The organism is Pseudomonas sp. 1L-C-7-B-C1 (genome assembly GCF_057291635.1).
In genome coordinates this window covers 27,885-44,213 of record NZ_JBXAWH010000016.1, presented here as the reverse complement: position 1 = coordinate 44,213, position 16,329 = coordinate 27,885, and the positions used below count along the sequence as shown (strand labels likewise).

The following is a 16,329-nucleotide window of genomic DNA, read 5'->3' as shown; positions in this document are numbered from 1 at the left end:
TTCTGTCCTCTCACGTGGTCCTGACCTCACATGACGCGAATTCTGACAATCGAAGACGACGCCGTCACCGCGAAGGAGATCGTTGCCGAACTGAGCAGCCACGGTCTCCAGGTGGACTGGGTCGACAACGGTCGCGAGGGCCTGGTCCGCGCGGTCAGCGGCGATTACGACCTGATCACCCTTGATCGCATGCTGCCGGAAGTCGACGGTCTGGCGATTGTCACCACCATGCGCGCCCTGGGCATCGCCACGCCGATCCTGATGATCAGCGCGCTGTCGGACGTCGATGAACGTGTCCGCGGGTTGCGCGCCGGTGGGGACGACTATCTGTCCAAGCCCTTCGCCTCCGACGAAATGGCCGCGCGGGTGGAAGTCCTGCTGCGCCGCAGCAACCCGGGGACCCAGGCCGAGACCATGCTCAAGGTTGCCGACCTCGAACTCAATCTGATCACCCGTGAAGCCACCCGCGCCGGTCAACCGCTGAACCTGCTGCCGACCGAGTACAAGCTGCTCGAATTCCTGATGCGCAACTGCGGGCAGATCATCACCCGCATGATGATTTTCGAAGAAGTCTGGGGCTACCACTTCGACCCCGGCACCAACCTGATCGACGTACACATCGGTCGCTTGCGCAAGAAAATCGATCCCCCTACCCTGACGCCGCTGATACGTACCGTTCGAGGCTCAGGTTATGTCATTGCCGAACCCGTCTAAGGGCTGGCGCTCCTCCAGCAGCCGGCTGCTGGCGCTGTACAGTTTTCTGTTTGTGGCCTGGAGCAGCATCCTCATGGGGGTGCTGTACTGGGAAGTTACCAGTTACCTCAACACCCTCGCCCGCCACTCGCTGATGCAGCGTCAGCAGCTGTTCTCGCGCTTTGAAGGCGCGCAGCTGGACGACGCGTTGCGCTCCAGCGACAAATTCGACATACGCTCGGTCGACGCGTACGGCTTGTTCGACAAGGACATGAAGCCCATCAGCGGCCCGATCCAGAGCGTTCCCGACGGCCTCAAGCTGACCGGGGAGATCCAGGAGCTGGACACCTGCATCGACTCCGACGACCCGGACCTGCCCAGCTCGGGCTGCGACGCCGTGGCCATTCATACGCTCGATGATCGCTGGCTGATTCTGGTGCGCGACAACGGTTCGCTGTTCGCCGTGACCACGCTGATTCTGCGCGCGCTGCTGTGGGGCATTTCGCTGACGATCATTCCGGGCATCGCCGGCTGGCACTTGCTGGGACGCCGCCCGCTGCGACGCATCCGGGCGATTCAGGCCAGCGCAGAGGCCATCGTCACCGGCGACCTGGCCCGCCGCCTGCCGGTCTCGGACCGTCGCGATGAGTTGGACATGCTCGCCGACATCGTCAACGCCATGCTCGACCGCATCGAGCGCCTGATGAACGAGGTCAAGGGCGTCTGCGACAACATCGCCCACGACCTGCGCACCCCGCTTACCCGGCTGCGCGCCCAGCTCTATCGAATCCAGCAGCAGTCGCCGGAAGATTCGGCGCTGGGCGAGCAGATGGCCCAAGTGATCGCCGACGCCGACACGTTGATGGCGCGCTTTCGCGGACTGCTGCGGATCTCGGAACTCGAAGATCACCAGCGGCGTTCGGCCTTCGGTCAGCTCGATCCGCAGCCGCTATTGCAGGAGCTGCACGATTTCTATCTGCCACTGGCCGAAGAAGGCCGCGTCTCGTTGCAGCTGAAAGTCGCCGAGCACCTGCCGCCGCTGGTGGGTGACCGCGCGCTGCTGTTCGAGGCGCTGTCGAATCTGCTCAGCAACTCGATCAAATTCACCCCACCGGGCGGCCAAGTGCTGCTCATCGCCCGCGCCGAAGGAAACACCACGTTCATCGAAGTCCAAGACACCGGCCCCGGCATCCCCGATGCCGAACGCGATGCTGTGTTCAAGCGCTTCTATCGCAGCGAAACCGGTAATCAGCAAAGCGGCTTCGGCCTGGGATTGTCCATCGTCGCCGCGATCGTCAACCTGCACGGCTTCAAACTGCGCATCGGCAGCAGCCCGTCCGGCGGCGCAAGTCTGGTGCTGGAGTGCCGTCGGGTGTTGGCATTGGGGTGAAGGGGTGGGGTTTTTGGGCTGCAAGCTGCAAGCTGCAAGCTGCAAGCAAAGATGACAAAGCCGCCTAAAGGGCGGCTTTGTCTATTGGTGGCCTTACATTTTTCGGGCTTGTTCTATGATCTTTTCCTGCCGCGCCCAGGCTTTCTCCATGACCTCCAGATAAACCCGCTCCTTCTCTTCGAAGGTGGCGTTGCGGACGAAGTCGGAAAACGGCGTCGACTTCACTGTTTTGAGTTTTTGCGGAGCAGCCATTATTCAAACCTCCTGGAATTCAGCCTGCGTTCAAGCGAAGCCCGATCATAGGTTTCGGGTATGTGAGTGTCAATTTGCTGGATGTTCTGGCGGTAAGCCTTGGTAGAGCCGTCATGATTCTTGATAAAAATATCGACGGTCACTGCATGGCCGAACTCGTATTTCAAACGATTCACCACTTCCCGAGCGGCAAAGTATTGGTCCACGAAGCCGTGCATCGGGATATTCCGGCCCTCCACTTTTTCTCGCGCCTGAACAAACTCCCAGGCTCTCTCGGGATTTTGATAAACGTAGAGCACCAACACGAAACGACCCCGCTTGAGCGAGCGCCGGATGTTGAGTGAAACCGTATCGAAATTTGATGCGGTGCCGTCCAGCAGAAATGATTGCTGCAGCCGCAACGCCTCGTCGTGAACGGCAGACACCAATACAGAAACCGCTCGTTGAAAAAGCGAAGAATTACTACCTGTGTACCCGGGCAATTCGGCGCGATAGGTATCCGGATCGATGCGCAGCACACTACCGCCGAATCGAGTGAGAAACTCCAGAGATGCCTCAGTTTTACCGGCCCCAGGTGAGCCCGCCATAAACACCGATACGGGCGAATCCTCTGAGAGGTAAACCAAAGGATCCGTCAGCCTCTTTGCTATCTCATTCCTGTTCGCCTTGGCAAAGGCCACAGCCACTTCTGAAATTCGTCGATCATCCGTATTCACCGCCACATCCATCCTTTTTATGAAGTCACGACAATCCAGCGCCGCGCAGTATTCACGGGCGCTTCGACTGCGCCTATCCGACGTCACAAAACGAAACAGGATGCGCTGCTGGGCATTCACAGATGCGGATTCGTACCGCGATGTCGCGCAACAAACACGAGGCCGCGGGAACACGCGATGACTCGATATCTCGGCCAGTTCGGAAAACCTGTGGGAGTGAGCTTGCTCACGAAGAGGCGGGGCATTCAGCCACTTTCTCGGGGACTGAAAGTGAGCCTTCGCGAGCAAGCTCGCTCCCACGTTCGGGTTATCACGCGGGCCAACAGAACACACCGCGTAATACACCCCTCTCCCCGTGGTTTATGAAGAGGCTAGCGTGGTGTGTGCACCCAAAGCCGAGGTAAACAGCATGGCCACGAAAGCTCGTTCCCATAGCTTGCGCACAGGGCGGTATTCAGAGAAAGGCAGGATCTATCTGGTGACCTCCCGGCTCGACCGTATGAGAAATGACTTCAGGGACTGGCGAGTAGGCCGGCTGCTCGTCAAGGAAATGCGAGAAATGGATAAGTGCGGATTCACAAGAACGCTGGCATGGGTGGTGATGCCCGACCATTTTCACTGGTTAATGCAGCTTCAACATGGCTCGCTTGCGGGCATTGTTCAGCGGGTCAAGTCCAAGACCGCCATTTCAGTGAATAGGCTCACCGGCAAACAGGGTCGACTTTGGCAGTCTGGATATCACGATGCAGCTGCACGCCATGAGGATGATCTCATTCACTTCGCCCGCTACATCGTGGCCAATCCACTGCGGGCAGGGTTGGCCAGTCGGGTGGGAGATTATCCGCTGTGGGACGCGACTTGGTTACCGGGTTCGGGGGTAGAGTTCGGGGAGTCTGGAAATGAATTGTTTGATGTGCTGCCAACATCTAACAATGACCTGCCTGATTCATTGCCAATCAGGCAGCCTTCGTGAGCAAGCTCACCTCCCACCGGCAGGTGGTTCGGCTCGGGATTTTCAGCTGTCGCAGCACTTGTGGGAGTGAGCTTGCTCACGAAGAGGCCGGGACATTCAGCCGCGTTCTCGAGTGGCTGAAAGTCAGCCTTCGCGAGCAAGCTCGCTCCCACGGGATCGTGGGCTGCCTCGATATTTCGGCCAGTTCGGAGGACCTGTGGGAGTGAGCTTGCTCACGAAAAGGCCGGGGCATTCAGTCACTTTCTCGGGGACTGAAAGTCAGCCTTCGCGAGCAAGCTCGCTCCCACGGGATCGTGGGCTGCCTCGATATTTTGGCCAGTTCGGAGGACCTGTGGGAGTGAGCTTGCTCACGAAAAGGCCGGGGCATTCAGCCACTTTCTCGGGGACTGAAAGTCAGCCTTCGCGAGCAAGCTCGCTCCCACGGAATCGTGGGCTGGCTCGATATTTCCGCCAGTTCGGAGGACCTGTGGGAGTGAGCTTGCTCACGAAGAGGCCGGGGCATTCAGCTGCGTTCTCGAGTGGCTGAAAGTCAGCCTTCGCGAGCAAGCTCGCTCCCACGGATCGTGGGTCGCCTGGATGTTTCTGCCAGGTCTCTTGATGTGCGGGACCGGGTGGGTCGCAGCTAGCCCCTGCGCAACAAAAACGCCTCCACAAGGGAGGCGTTGTCTATTGCAGCTTGAGGGCTAAGAAGCACGCACCTCAGGCAAGATCAAAGCGGTCCAGCTCCATCACTTTGGTCCAGGCGGCAACGAAGTCCGCGACGAACTTCGCTTGCCCGTCCGCACTGGCATACACCTCAGACACCGCCCGCAACTGGGCGTGTGAGCTGAACACCAGATCAACCCGGGTGCCGGTCCATTTGACGGCGCCGGTGTTGCGGTCGCGGGCTTCGAACAGCTGGTCGCCGCCCGACACCCCTTTCCATTCGACGCCCATGTCCAACAGGTTTTTGAAGAAATCATTGCTCAGCGTGCCCGGCCTATCGGTCAGGACGCCGTGCTGGCTGTGCCCGACATTGATGTTCAGGACCCGCAAGCCGCCAATCAGTACCGTCATCTGCGGCGCAGTCAGGTTCAGCAGTTGCGCCTTATCGACCAGCAGCTTCTCTGCCGAGACGCGGTAATGGCCCTTGAGGTAATTGCGGAAACCGTCAGCGATGGGCTCAAGGAAGCCGAACGACTCGACGTCGGTCTGCTCCTGGGAAGCATCCATACGGCCCGGGGTGAATGGCACAGTGACAGGGTGACCGGCATTTTTCGCCGCCTGCTCGATACCCGCGCTGCCGCCGAGAACGATCAGATCAGCCAGCGAAATCTGCTTGCCGCCGGATTGGCCGCCGTTGAATTCATCGCGGACACGCTCCAGGGTTTGCAGCACGCCAGCCAGATTTGCCGGCTGGTTGACCGCCCAGTCTTTCTGCGGGGCCAGACGCAGACGGCCGCCATTGGCACCGCCGCGTTTGTCGGAACCACGGAAGGTGGACGCCGCCGCCCAGGCAGTGGAGACCAGTTGCGAAACGGACAGACCGGACGCAACGATTTTGTCCTTCAACGCAGCAATGTCGTTGTCGTCCACCAGCGGGTGGTTGACCTCGGGAATCGGGTCCTGCCAGAGAAGTTCTTCAGCGGGCATTTCCGGGCCGAGGTAACGGGCCAGCGGCCCCATGTCCCGGTGGGTCAATTTGAACCAGGCGCGGGCGAAGGCATCGGCCAATTGGTCAGGGTTTTCCAGGAAGCGTCGGGAGACCTGCTCGTAAGCCGGGTCCACACGCAGCGCCAGATCGGACGTCAGCATGCGCGGTTCCTGGCGCTTGGCCGGGTCGAAGGCATGGGGGATTTTGCCCGCGCCCTCGCCATTCTTCGGCCTCCACTGATGGGCGCCGGCCGGGCTCTTGGTTAGCTCCCATTCGAAGCCAAACAGGTTTTCAAGGTACTCGTTGCTCCACTGGGTCGGGGTCGACGTCCAGGTCACTTCAAGACCACTGGTGATGGCATCGCCGGCCTTGCCGGAGCCATAAGTGCTGCGCCAGCCCAGCCCTTGTGCTTCAAGGCCTGCAGCTTCCGGTTCAGGGCCGACGTTGTCAGCGGGACCGGCACCGTGAGTCTTGCCGAAGGCGTGGCCGCCAGCGATCAGGGCGACGGTTTCCTCATCGTTCATGGCCATACGGCCGAAGGTCTCGCGGATGTCCCGCGCCGAGGCCGCAGGGTCTGGCACACCTTCCGGACCTTCAGGGTTTACATAGATCAGGCCCATCTGCACGGCGGCCAACGGGTTCTCGAGGTTGCGCTCGCCATTGGCGGTGCGGGTCTGTTCTTCGCTGTGGTGCTCGGGTTCGGCAACCAGCGTGCCCTCGCCGGGCTGTTGCATGTCCTTGTGCGCGCCGTAGCGGTCTTCACCGCCCAACCAGGTGGTTTCGGCCCCCCAATAAACAGCCTCGTCCGGTTCCCACACATCGGCGCGTCCACCAGAGAAGCCAAACGTTTTAAAGCCCATGGATTCCAGCGCTACGTTGCCGGTCAGAACGATCAGGTCAGCCCAGGAAATCTTGCTGCCGTACTTTTGCTTCACCGGCCAGATCAGGCGCCGAGCCTTGTCGAGGTTGACGTTGTCCGGCCAGCTGTTGAGCGGTGCAAAACGCTGCTGTCCGGCCCCTGCGCCGCCACGGCCGTCAGCAGTGCGGTAGGTCCCGGCGCTGTGCCAGGCCATGCGAATGAACAGCGGACCGTAGTGACCGAAATCGGCCGGCCACCATTCCTGGGATTGAGTCATCACTTCCAGCAGGTCGCGTTTGACGGCTGCAAAGTCAAGACTCTTGAACTCAGTAGCGTAATCAAAGCCTTCGCCCATCGGGTCAGTCAACGGCGAGTGCTGGTGCAGGATCTTGAGGTTCAGCTGGTTCGGCCACCAGTCACGGTTTGTGGTTCCGCCCCCGGCTGCGTGGTTGATCGGGCATTTCGATTCAGTCGACATGGTCTACTCACCTTCTTGTTTACTTATGTGGCCGTCCACAAGACAGCCCAAGCTAGCACTCGCACAAGACTAGACGACTCAGGCCAGCCGTCTAATAGGCAAATGTTTGGGCGACGATAGAGGGGTTCTGTTGGCGGAGTATCTAACGGAGGTGCTTGTATTTTCTGGCGCTTGAGCTCAACTCTAACCACAGCATCAAGTGCAGAGCCGGCGTCGACCGGCGTCTTGATCACCGTGGCAATCTCCAGGAGATTCAGGCATGGCCACCACCGCTTCACTGGCCCCGTTGTTCCGGCAATCAGTGGGCTTTGATCGTTTCAACGATTTTTTTGAATCTGCCTTGCACAGCGAAATAAACGCCAGCGGCCCCCCTCACAACGTCGAACGATACGGCACCGATCATTACCGAATCGTGATCGCCACAGCCGGGCTTGCGGCCGCCGACCTTGACCTGACCCTGGAAAAAAATGTGCTGACCGTTTGCGGGGGTGAAGCCCACACCGATGGCGGCGTGACGTACCTGCACCAAGGCATCGCCCATGGGCCGTTCCGGCTGGTCTTCCATCTGGCCGATCACATTGAGGTACAGGGCGCGACCTTCAAGAATGGTTTACTGATCGTCTTCCTGCTGCGTGTCGAACCCCAGGGGGCCAAGGCCCGCCGGATCAGCATTCAGAGTCCGGGGGACGATCCCGACCGGCCGCACATCAGCCGGCCATAATCAACGGAGTGAAATGCTCGCCTTGGCCCGATCAGGCCTTGATCATGTGGCGATCAGCTGGAGATCAAACAGCACCTGGGGTGCTTCGATCAGCAGGGAGCGCATCAATGGCGCGGTGCAGCCCAGCGCCTGCAGCTGCTCGACCACAGAGCCGTAGCTGACACTGTGTTCATGCTGGGTGTGCGGCCAATCACTGCCCCAGACCAGCCGCTGCTGACCAAACGTTTCCACCAGTAACGACAGCGCGTCACGGGCGAAATCGAGGTTTTCCTGAGCACTGCCTTCCAGACGGTAAATGCCCGAAACCTTCATCCACAGCTGTCCGCTCCGGCCCAGCTCCAACATCTGGAGAAAGCCGGGCTGTTCTAGGCCCAGCCGGGCGTCAGGCCGACCGAAGTGGTCGATCACGATCTTCACGCCGAACGGCATCAGACCGGCCAGCAATGCCGGCATGTCAGCGACCTGGCGGTGCACTTCTACATGCCAGTCGAGCGCCGCGATGTGGTCGAAAAACACCTGCCACTGCGGCTCGGAAAAGTCCGGCAGCGCCTTGCCCATCAGGTTCAGACGCACGCCGACGACGCCCAGCCGATCCATCTCCTCAAGGGCCGCCCGGCTGATGTCGCGCTCAACCACCACCACGCCGCGCAGTTGATCCGGCGCCTGCTGAAGGGCATCGAGCAAATAGCGGTTATCGGTCCCGAGGAAGCTCGGTTGCACCAGCACGCCATGAGTCAGGCCATGCCGATGAAGTTGATCCTGGTACATCGCCAGCGTGGCGTCGTAGTCCGGTGAATAGCGTCGTGCCGAGGTCTGGTCCAGCTCCCTGCTGAAGACGTGTGCGTGACCGTCGATGCCAAGGATCGACGGGGGAGGCGCGGATAAGAGGTCGGACATGGATCTCATCTATCAGAAGATGCGCGACGCAAAAGGCATCGCGCGGAAGGGGAAATCAGGCGCGGGCGGTTTCGCTGGGTGCGTCTGCGGCGGCGCTTGCAGTGGGGCCGGCTTCCAGGCTGCGACCGCGGGTTTCCGGCAGGCACAATGCGGCAATCACCGCGACGCCGTAGGCGATTCCGGCGTCGATGCCGATGGCCGAGCCCAGAGACATCGATTCACTCATGTGGCCCACCAGAAACGGGAAGACCGAGGACAGCACGCGGCCGAAGTTGTAGCAGAAGCCCACCCCTGCCCCGCGCACGTCGGCCGGATACAGCTCGTTGAACAGCGCGCCGAGGCTGGCCGGAATGCCGGCGGCGAAGAAGCCCAGCGGGAAACCGAGGAACAGCATCTGCGTGTTGGTCAGCGGCAGGAACACGTAGCACTGCACCGTGATTACGCAGCACAGGGCAAACAGCACGATGTTGAGTCGGCGGCCGATGCGGTCGATGAGAAAGCCGCTGGCGATGCAGCCACACCAGAACGCGACGATGATCACCGCCAGGTAGCCGCCGGAATTGAGCACCGACAGGTTGCGTTCGGTTTTCAGGAACGTCGGCAGCCAGGTCATTACCGCGTGGTAGCCGCCGTGGGCGCCGAGGCCGAGCAAGCCGCCGAGCAGCGTCACGCGGATCAGTTCCGGGCGGAAGATGCCGGCCAGTGATTTGAAAAAGCTCTGCGGGATGACGTTGTCTTTTTGCAGGCGCTGGAAGCTGTCGGGCTCCTCGACGTTGCGACGCACCCAGATGATCAGCAGCGACGGCAGCAGCCCGACCAGAAACATCACCCGCCAGGCCATGTCCTGGGGCACGAACGAATAGATCAAGGTAAACACGCCGACCGCCAGGCCCCAGCCCACCGCCCACGCGCTCTGCACGGTGCCCATGACCTTGCCACGGTATTTCGGGTTGATGGTTTCGGCCATCAGCACCGCGCCTGCAGCCCACTCGCCACCGATGCCGAAACCCTGCAGCGCCTTGACGATCAGCAGCGAGCTGAAGCCGGTGACGAACGCTGACAAGAAGGTGAAGAACGAGAACCAGAGGATCATCCATTGCAGCGTGCGCACCCGGCCGTAGCGGTCCGACAGCGTGCCGCCGACCCAACCGCCCAGCGCCGAGGTGATCAGCGTCACGCCACTGATCAGGCCGGCGTCGCCTTTGGTCAAGGCGAACGCGGCGATCAGCGCCGGAATCGCGAGGCCAAACATCTGAACTTCGAGGGCGTCCAGCGACCATCCGCCGAAGCAGGCCCAGAAGGTTTTGCGCTCCCGAGGAGTGACTTGGCGATACCAGTTGAACATGTTTTTGTCCTTATGAAGTGACGCGGCAGGTGGTGTAGAGCCCGTTCTGAGTGACGGGCTTGGGTGCAGAACTCGGGCTGCTCAGGCGGGTTCAGCGGATGTCGACGCTGTAGCGGAAGTGGCTGGCATGACCGCGCGAGCGGCGCCATTCCAGCGGCTCGCCGGCGTAATTACGCGCCAGGCGCTCGATCACCACCACCGGGCTATTGACCGGCACTTGCAGCAGCCGCGCGTGGGTCTCGTTGATGGCTTCGGCAGTCAGGGTTTCTTCGGCGTAGGCCACGACCTGGCCGCATTGCTCTTCGTAGATCGGATAGAGCAGCGGGCCCTGGCGGCTGAGGTCGATTTCCAGCAGGGTCTGAAACTGCACCTGGGGCAGCCAGATTTCTTCGGCGAGGACAGGCTGAGCGTCGAGCAGACGCAGGCGGATCAGGCGAATCACTGGCGCGTCCAACGGCAGACCAAGGGCGTGTGAAACGGCCGAGGGCGCGGTGACGGCTTCAATGGAGAGGATGCGACTTTCGGGCACCTGGCGTTCGCCGGAGACGCTTTGAAAGCGGAAGAAGCGGAACAGCGAGGACTGGAACTGCGGCCGGCGAATGAAGGTGCCGCGCCCCTGTTGGCGTTCGAGGATGTTTTCGTTGACCAGCATGTCGATGGCTTTGCGCACGGTGCCGGTGGACAGGCAGTACTCACTGGACAACGCGGCTTCGGTGGGGATGGCTTCGCCCGGACGCCAGCGGTTGTTGGCGATCTGTTCGGCGAGCTGGTCTCGCAGGCGTTGGTAGAGCGGCAGACGGACATCGCTGGAGAGTCGGTTCATGGAGGCGCTTCGCTGTTGTAGTTATGTAGTCATCTATATGAATCTGCGTTGAGTATTGTCCCGTTACAAATAGGCGTCAAGGGTGGGGATTGGGGTTGGCAGATGAATGGCGTTTGGGGGTTTTGGGTTTAACGTTTTTCAGAGGAACGCGGAAACGGCAGAGCTTGTGTCTGCCGTCAGGTTGCGGGGAGCGCGGTGGGTGTCAGGTCGGGATCAGGTCGGAGAGATTGTGGCGAGCGCACCGATCATGAGGGTCAGGGCGAGAAAGCCGAACAGGAAGATGGCGAGCTTGGCCATGGGTTTCTCCTACGCAAGTGAGTAGTACTGAGGATTCGGGCCGGGTGATGGGGGACCGGTCGGGCTTGATCGGTCTGCCGGGAGTGAGGTGATTTTGGGGGTTGCATCTGTTTCAGTACAGATTCAGGTATGGCTTATAAATACGGATCAGATGAATCCATACATGCGTCAAGATCAAGGGCATCTGCCTAACGGCAGATCGTTTCGCCTTCGGCGAGTTACTTGGAAAAGCACCCAAGTAACCAAGGGTGCTTGCTCCTGGTTGGGTTCCTCCTTCGTCGGAATACCCTCACTCCGACGACGCTCCGTGGGCCCGCGCCGAACGGACATCCATGTCCTGACGGCGCTCTCGCGGCATCCATGCCGCTCGGCCCACTCCGCGTCGTCTGCGTTCAGCCTGCACCCAAGTCGCGTTTTGTGGTGTTTGAGCTTTTTGCGTAGGAAGATCAAAGGCAAAAGCTTCCCGGCTGAAGCCGGTCCTACTAAACACCGCGTGCTTTTAGTGGGACCGGCTTCAGCCGGGAAGAGGACGGCATGAGCGTCACAAGATGTCCGATCGTTCCCATGCTCCGCGTGGGAATGCATCCCGTGACGCTCCGCGTCACCCTGCGGCTGACATGACACCCCACCAATCGCGCTGCTACGCTCCCTGCCTCTCTCCACTTCAGGCGCCAGCCATGCTCACCATCCGCTCGATGACCCTGGACGATTACGACGCCATCACCCAACTCATGCGTGACACGCCGGGTATTTCCTTGCGTGACGCGGACTCCCGCGAGGCCACCGAGCGGTATCTGTTGCGCAACCCCGGATTGAGCTTCGTCGCGGAGGACGATTCCCGCCTCTGTGGCTGTGTCATGTCGGGCCATGACGGTCGACGGGGGTATTTACAGCATCTGCTGGTGCTGCCTGAGTATCGGCGGCAGGGACTCGGAAAGGCGCTGGTCGAGCGCTGTCTGGTCAGTCTGGAGGCGCAAGGCATTCACAAATGCCATATCGACGTGCTCAAGACCAACCCGGCCGCAGCGACCTATTGGGCGAACCAGGGCTGGCAGTTGCGGGTTGATATCCACCGTTTTTCCTTCACCCGTCCTGGCAATGAAAACGCATGAAGCGCGGTTAAACCCTGATCAGACCTGACTGACAGGCGCCACGGGTTGGCGTCTGGCGTACACCAGCAGACCGCTGAGGAAGATAAGCCCGATGCCGAACATCGACGCCGTGCCCGGGTAGTTGCCGAACAGCAGGATCCCGTAAGCGACCGCGAAGATGATCTGCAGATAGCCCAACGGCGCAAGCACGGACGAGGACGCGTAGCGATAAGACTTGGCCATCAGAAAGTGCGCGCACAAACCCAGACCGCCCAGCACGAGCAACAAGCCCAACTGCAGCCAATCGGGATCGGCCCAGTAGAACGGCACGATGGCGCTGAGAATCAGGGTGCAGAACACGCCGACGTAGAAGCTGCACACCGAGGGGCTGTCGGTCTCCCCCGCCAGTTGCGTCAGCATCTGATACAGCGCGAAGAACAGCGCAGTCGCGAGTGGAAACAGCATCCACAGTGAGAAGGCATCGCTGGCGGGGTTGATGATCACCAGCACACCGATGAAGCCCAGCACCACCGACAGCCATTGCCAGCGATCGGCCTTGATGCCGAACATCAGAGGCGACAGGATCGTGACGAATGCCGGGGCAAGGAAAACAAGCGCCGTAGACTCGGCAATCGGCACGTGGGTCAGGCCGAACAGGAACGAGAGGCTGTCGGCGAGCAGAACCACCGCGCGCAGCAGGTGCAGCCAGGGCCGCCGGGTGTGGAAGACTTTCGCGCCGCCATTGCGCAGCAGCACGCTGGTCACCAGCGTCGAGTGGACGAGGTAGCGGGCCCACGCGACGAAGATCACCGGCAGGGAATAGATCAGCGTCTTGGAAATCGCATCATGACTGGCGAACATCAGCGCCACGCCCGCCATCAACCACATGCCGATGACTTGCCGGTGCGCGCCGTGATGGGGAGTCATTGCAAACCTGCCACAGAAAAAATGATGCGCAGGAGTTAACCACAGAAGTCGTGCCAAGCGGCCAGCGCACTTTCCTGCGGCCAATAAAAAACCCGCCTGAGCGGGTTCTTTTCTATCAACACCATTCCAACATCCTGTCAGTAGCCGTCCCGGCAAATGGTGGATCATCCATGACCTGCGAAGCACATCCAGCGCCTCGGTTGATGGATCCAAGGTTGCGCTTGTGGCGCTTCGCTGTACAGGGCGACATTGCCCGACGACGTGTAAGCCTTTCGCCATAGCGCGTGTCCGACGACTGTCGCACGTCCTGCTTGGCCTGGGTCATGAGCCCCAGCGCACGCCTCGCGACAAACACATGACGTAGGCATAATGTGCGTCACACGAATACGCCCCGCCGACCTGAGCCGCGTTGCCCACCCACGCCTCAGTCGGCTCAAAACCAGTCCGGCCCTGCCGCGCAACGGGAAGCGATATGCCAATTCTTGTTCACACGCCCTGCTCTCTACTCTCCGGCCTGCGGTCGTCGCAGTCATGATCGAAGTCACCGAAGTGTCCATCGCGCAATTGCGCGCAGCCCTGGAAGCGGGCCAGACCACTGCCGTCGAACTGGTTCAAGCGTATCTCGCCAGAATCGATGCCTATGACGGCGCCGACACTGCCACCGCCCTCAACGCCGTGGTCGTGCGCAATCCCCAGGCCTTGGAGGAAGCGCAGGCTTCCGATGACCGTCGTGCGCGAGGCGAAACCCTCGGCCCCCTCGACGGCATTCCTTACACCGCAAAAGACAGCTATCTGGTCAAAGGCCTTACGGCCGCGTCGGGCAGCCCGGCGTTTGCCGAACTGGTCGCCCACCGCGACGCCTTCACCATCGAGCGGCTGCGTGGCGCCGGCGCGATCTGTCTGGGCAAGACCAACATGCCGCCGATGGCCAATGGCGGCATGCAGCGCGGCGTGTACGGCCGCGCCGAAAGCCCCTACAACGCAGATTTCCTGACAGCGCCGTTTGCCTCTGGATCGTCCAACGGCGCCGGCACTGCAACAGCGGCGAGTTTCGCGGCGTTCGGGCTGGCGGAAGAAACCTGGTCGAGCGGCCGCGGCCCTGCGTCGAACAACGGCCTGTGCGCCTACACGCCGTCACGCGGGGTGATTTCGGTGCGCGGCAACTGGCCGCTGACGCCGACCATGGACGTGGTCGTGCCCTTCGCCCGGACCATGTCCGACCTGCTCGAAGTGCTGGACGTGGTGGTCGCCGAAGACCCCGACACTCGCGGCGACCTGTGGCGCTTGCAGCCGTGGGTGCCCATTCCCGCCGTCGACTCCGTACGCCCGGTGTCCTACGCCGAGCTCGCCGCCAGCCCGCAAACACTGGCCGGTAAACGCTTTGGCGTGCCGCGGATGTACATCAATGCCGACCCTGGAGCGGGTACGTCCGAAGCGCCCGGCATTGGCGGCCCTACCGGCCAGCGCATCATCACCCGCGCTTCGGTGATCGACCTGTGGGAACAGGCGCGCCGGGCACTCGAAGCCCAGGGCGCTGAAGTCATCGAGGTGGATTTCCCGCTGGTGTCCAACTGCGAGGGCGATCGCCCCGGCGCGCCGACGGTGTACAACCGCGGCATCGTCTCCAAAGAGTTTCTGCACCACGAACTGTGGGACCTGACTGCCTGGGCCTTCGATGATTTCCTGCAGGCCAACGGCGACCCGAAACTGAACCGCCTGGCCGACGTCAACGGCCCGCTGATCTTCCCCCACGACCCCGGCACCCTGCCCAACCGCGAGGGCGATCTCGCCGCCGGCATGGACGAATACGTGAAGATGGCCCAGCGCGGCATCACGCCGTGGGACCGGATCGACACACTGGCGGACGGCTTGCGCGGACTGGAACACACACGCCGCATTGACCTCGAAGACTGGATGCAGCAGCTTGGGCTGGATGCGGTGCTGTTCCCGACCGTGGCCGACGTGGCCCCGGCCGATGCCGACGTCAACCCGGTGTCGGCGGACATCGCCTGGAGTAACGGCGTCTGGGTGGCCAACGGCAACCTCGCGATCCGCCACCTTGGCGTCCCCACTGTCACTGTGCCAATGGGCGTGATGGCCGACATTGGCATGCCCGTCGGCCTGACCTTCGCCGGCCGGGCGTACGACGATTCCGCCCTGCTGCGTTTCGCTTCAGCGTTCGAAGCCATCGGCAGCCGGCGCCAGATTCCGCCGCGCACGCCGCCGTTGTCTTCTGCTCGATAAACAGTGTTAAAGGGTCGAGGTCAGCGCGCCTCGATCCTTCCCGCTAAAACTGACCCTCAGGAGAAGTGTTCAATGAGCAAGGCACCTTACGTCCCGCCTACCGTGTGGAAACACGAAGCGCCCTCCGGCGGCCAGTTCGCCAGCATCAACCGCCCGACGGCCGGACCGACCCACGAGAAAGTCCTGCCGGTCGGCAAGCACCCCTTGCAGCTGTATTCGCTGGCCACGCCCAACGGCGTCAAGGTGACGATTCTGCTTGAGGAGCTGCTTGCCCTCGGCCACAGCGGCGCCGAATACGACGCCTGGCTGATTCGCATTGGCGAGGGGGATCAGTTCGGCAGCGGCTTCGTCGACATCAACCCCAATTCCAAGATCCCGGCACTGCTGGACCGCAGCGTTGAACCGGCCATTCGCGTGTTCGAATCCGGCTCGATCCTGCTGTACCTGGCGGAGAAGTTTGGCGAGTTGCTGCCCAAGGACCTGGCCGGCCGCACCGAAACCCTGAACTGGCTGTTCTGGCAGATGGGCGCTGCGCCCTATCTCGGCGGCGGCTTCGGGCACTTTTATGTGTACGCGCCGGAGAAATTCGAATACGCGATCGACCGCTTCACCATGGAGGCCAAGCGTCAGCTCGACGTGCTGAATCGGCGCCTGAGCGAAAGCGCCTATCTGGCCGGCGACAGCTACACCATCGCCGACATCGCCGTGTGGTCGTGGTACGGACAAGTGGTGCGCAACACCGTGTACGGCGCCGCCGAATTCCTCGCCGCCCACGAATACACCCACGTGCAGCGCTGGGCCGAAACCATTGCACAACGGCCGGCGGTCATTCGGGGCATGCGCGTCAACCGCACCTGGGGCGATGAAGCCACGCAAGTGCCGGAACGCCATGATGCGTCGGATCTGGATTGAGGCAATCCCCGGCAGTCAGTGAGGCTTTCTCCAGTCTCACTGACAGACCGCAGATCCTTGTGGAACCGGCTTCAGCCG

Annotated in this window: 13 protein-coding genes and 1 pseudogene; 7 read left to right on the top strand and 7 right to left on the bottom strand. The window is 61.5% G+C overall.

Translation table 11 applies throughout. The features are described 5' to 3' along the window. Window positions 1-30: 30 nt before the first annotated feature. Window positions 31-714 (top strand): response regulator transcription factor, encoded by a 684-nt coding sequence (locus AC0Z8Z_RS22490; RefSeq protein WP_122534474.1) that lies wholly within the window; start codon window positions 31-33, stop codon window positions 712-714. Next, window positions 692-2,083, top strand: coding sequence for a sensor histidine kinase (locus tag AC0Z8Z_RS22485; protein ID WP_272634675.1), 1,392 nt, complete (start codon window positions 692-694; stop codon window positions 2,081-2,083). The genes AC0Z8Z_RS22490 and AC0Z8Z_RS22485 overlap by 23 nt, the downstream gene beginning before the upstream one ends. A gap of 93 nt (window positions 2,084-2,176) precedes the next feature. On the opposite strand, the gene AC0Z8Z_RS22480 is transcribed toward AC0Z8Z_RS22485, so the two are convergent. Next, on the bottom strand, window positions 2,177-2,335 hold the full coding sequence (locus tag AC0Z8Z_RS22480) for a hypothetical protein (protein ID WP_172612727.1): 159 nt from the start codon (window positions 2,333-2,335) through the stop codon (window positions 2,177-2,179). Continuing rightward, complete coding sequence (locus AC0Z8Z_RS22475) at window positions 2,335-3,171, bottom strand: zeta toxin family protein (RefSeq protein WP_485620571.1); 837 nt, start codon at window positions 3,169-3,171, stop codon at window positions 2,335-2,337. Before AC0Z8Z_RS22475 ends, AC0Z8Z_RS22480 begins: the two co-directional genes overlap by 1 nt. Window positions 3,172-3,460: 289 nt before the next feature. Here AC0Z8Z_RS22475 and AC0Z8Z_RS22470 point away from each other — a divergent pair. Continuing rightward, a pseudogene (locus AC0Z8Z_RS22470) lies at window positions 3,461-3,916 on the top strand (REP-associated tyrosine transposase); the annotation flags it as partial. A gap of 807 nt (window positions 3,917-4,723) precedes the next feature. Here AC0Z8Z_RS22470 and katG read toward each other — a convergent pair. Beyond that, the gene (gene katG, locus AC0Z8Z_RS22465) at window positions 4,724-6,994 is read right to left on the bottom strand and encodes a catalase/peroxidase HPI (RefSeq protein WP_485620570.1); all 2,271 of its coding nucleotides are present in this window, start codon (window positions 6,992-6,994) and stop codon (window positions 4,724-4,726) included. 259 nt (window positions 6,995-7,253) lie between these two features. Between katG and AC0Z8Z_RS22460 the strand changes: the two genes are divergently transcribed. Further along, window positions 7,254-7,715: an Hsp20 family protein gene (locus AC0Z8Z_RS22460; protein ID WP_485620569.1), complete on the top strand. Its 462-nt coding sequence runs from the start codon at window positions 7,254-7,256 to the stop codon at window positions 7,713-7,715. 42 nt (window positions 7,716-7,757) lie between these two features. Here AC0Z8Z_RS22460 and AC0Z8Z_RS22455 read toward each other — a convergent pair whose 3' ends face one another. From AC0Z8Z_RS22455 to AC0Z8Z_RS22445, 3 genes are all read right to left on the bottom strand, one after another. Next, a complete protein-coding gene (locus AC0Z8Z_RS22455; protein ID WP_485620568.1) occupies window positions 7,758-8,612 on the bottom strand; it encodes an amidohydrolase family protein in 855 nt (284 codons plus the stop codon). Between the two features lie 55 nt (window positions 8,613-8,667). Beyond that, window positions 8,668-9,957, bottom strand: coding sequence for an MFS transporter (locus AC0Z8Z_RS22450; protein WP_485620567.1), 1,290 nt, complete (start codon window positions 9,955-9,957; stop codon window positions 8,668-8,670). A 91-nt stretch (window positions 9,958-10,048) separates the two neighbouring features. Beyond that, window positions 10,049-10,780, bottom strand: coding sequence for a GntR family transcriptional regulator (locus tag AC0Z8Z_RS22445; protein ID WP_122625403.1), 732 nt, complete (start codon window positions 10,778-10,780; stop codon window positions 10,049-10,051). A 974-nt stretch (window positions 10,781-11,754) separates the two neighbouring features. Here AC0Z8Z_RS22445 and AC0Z8Z_RS22440 point away from each other — a divergent pair. Further along, window positions 11,755-12,189 (top strand): GNAT family N-acetyltransferase, encoded by a 435-nt coding sequence (locus AC0Z8Z_RS22440; RefSeq protein WP_485620566.1) that lies wholly within the window; start codon window positions 11,755-11,757, stop codon window positions 12,187-12,189. A gap of 18 nt (window positions 12,190-12,207) precedes the next feature. Here AC0Z8Z_RS22440 and AC0Z8Z_RS22435 read toward each other — a convergent pair whose 3' ends face one another. After that, window positions 12,208-13,095, bottom strand: a complete 888-nt coding sequence (locus AC0Z8Z_RS22435; protein WP_485620565.1) for a DMT family transporter — start codon at window positions 13,093-13,095, stop codon at window positions 12,208-12,210. 531 nt (window positions 13,096-13,626) lie between these two features. Between AC0Z8Z_RS22435 and AC0Z8Z_RS22430 the strand changes: the two genes are divergently transcribed. Beyond that, window positions 13,627-15,339, top strand: a complete 1,713-nt coding sequence (locus AC0Z8Z_RS22430; protein WP_485620564.1) for an amidase — start codon at window positions 13,627-13,629, stop codon at window positions 15,337-15,339. A 72-nt stretch (window positions 15,340-15,411) separates the two neighbouring features. After that, window positions 15,412-16,251, top strand: a complete 840-nt coding sequence (gene yghU / locus AC0Z8Z_RS22425) for a glutathione-dependent disulfide-bond oxidoreductase (protein ID WP_205482849.1) — start codon at window positions 15,412-15,414, stop codon at window positions 16,249-16,251. Window positions 16,252-16,329: the final 78 nt, after the last annotated feature.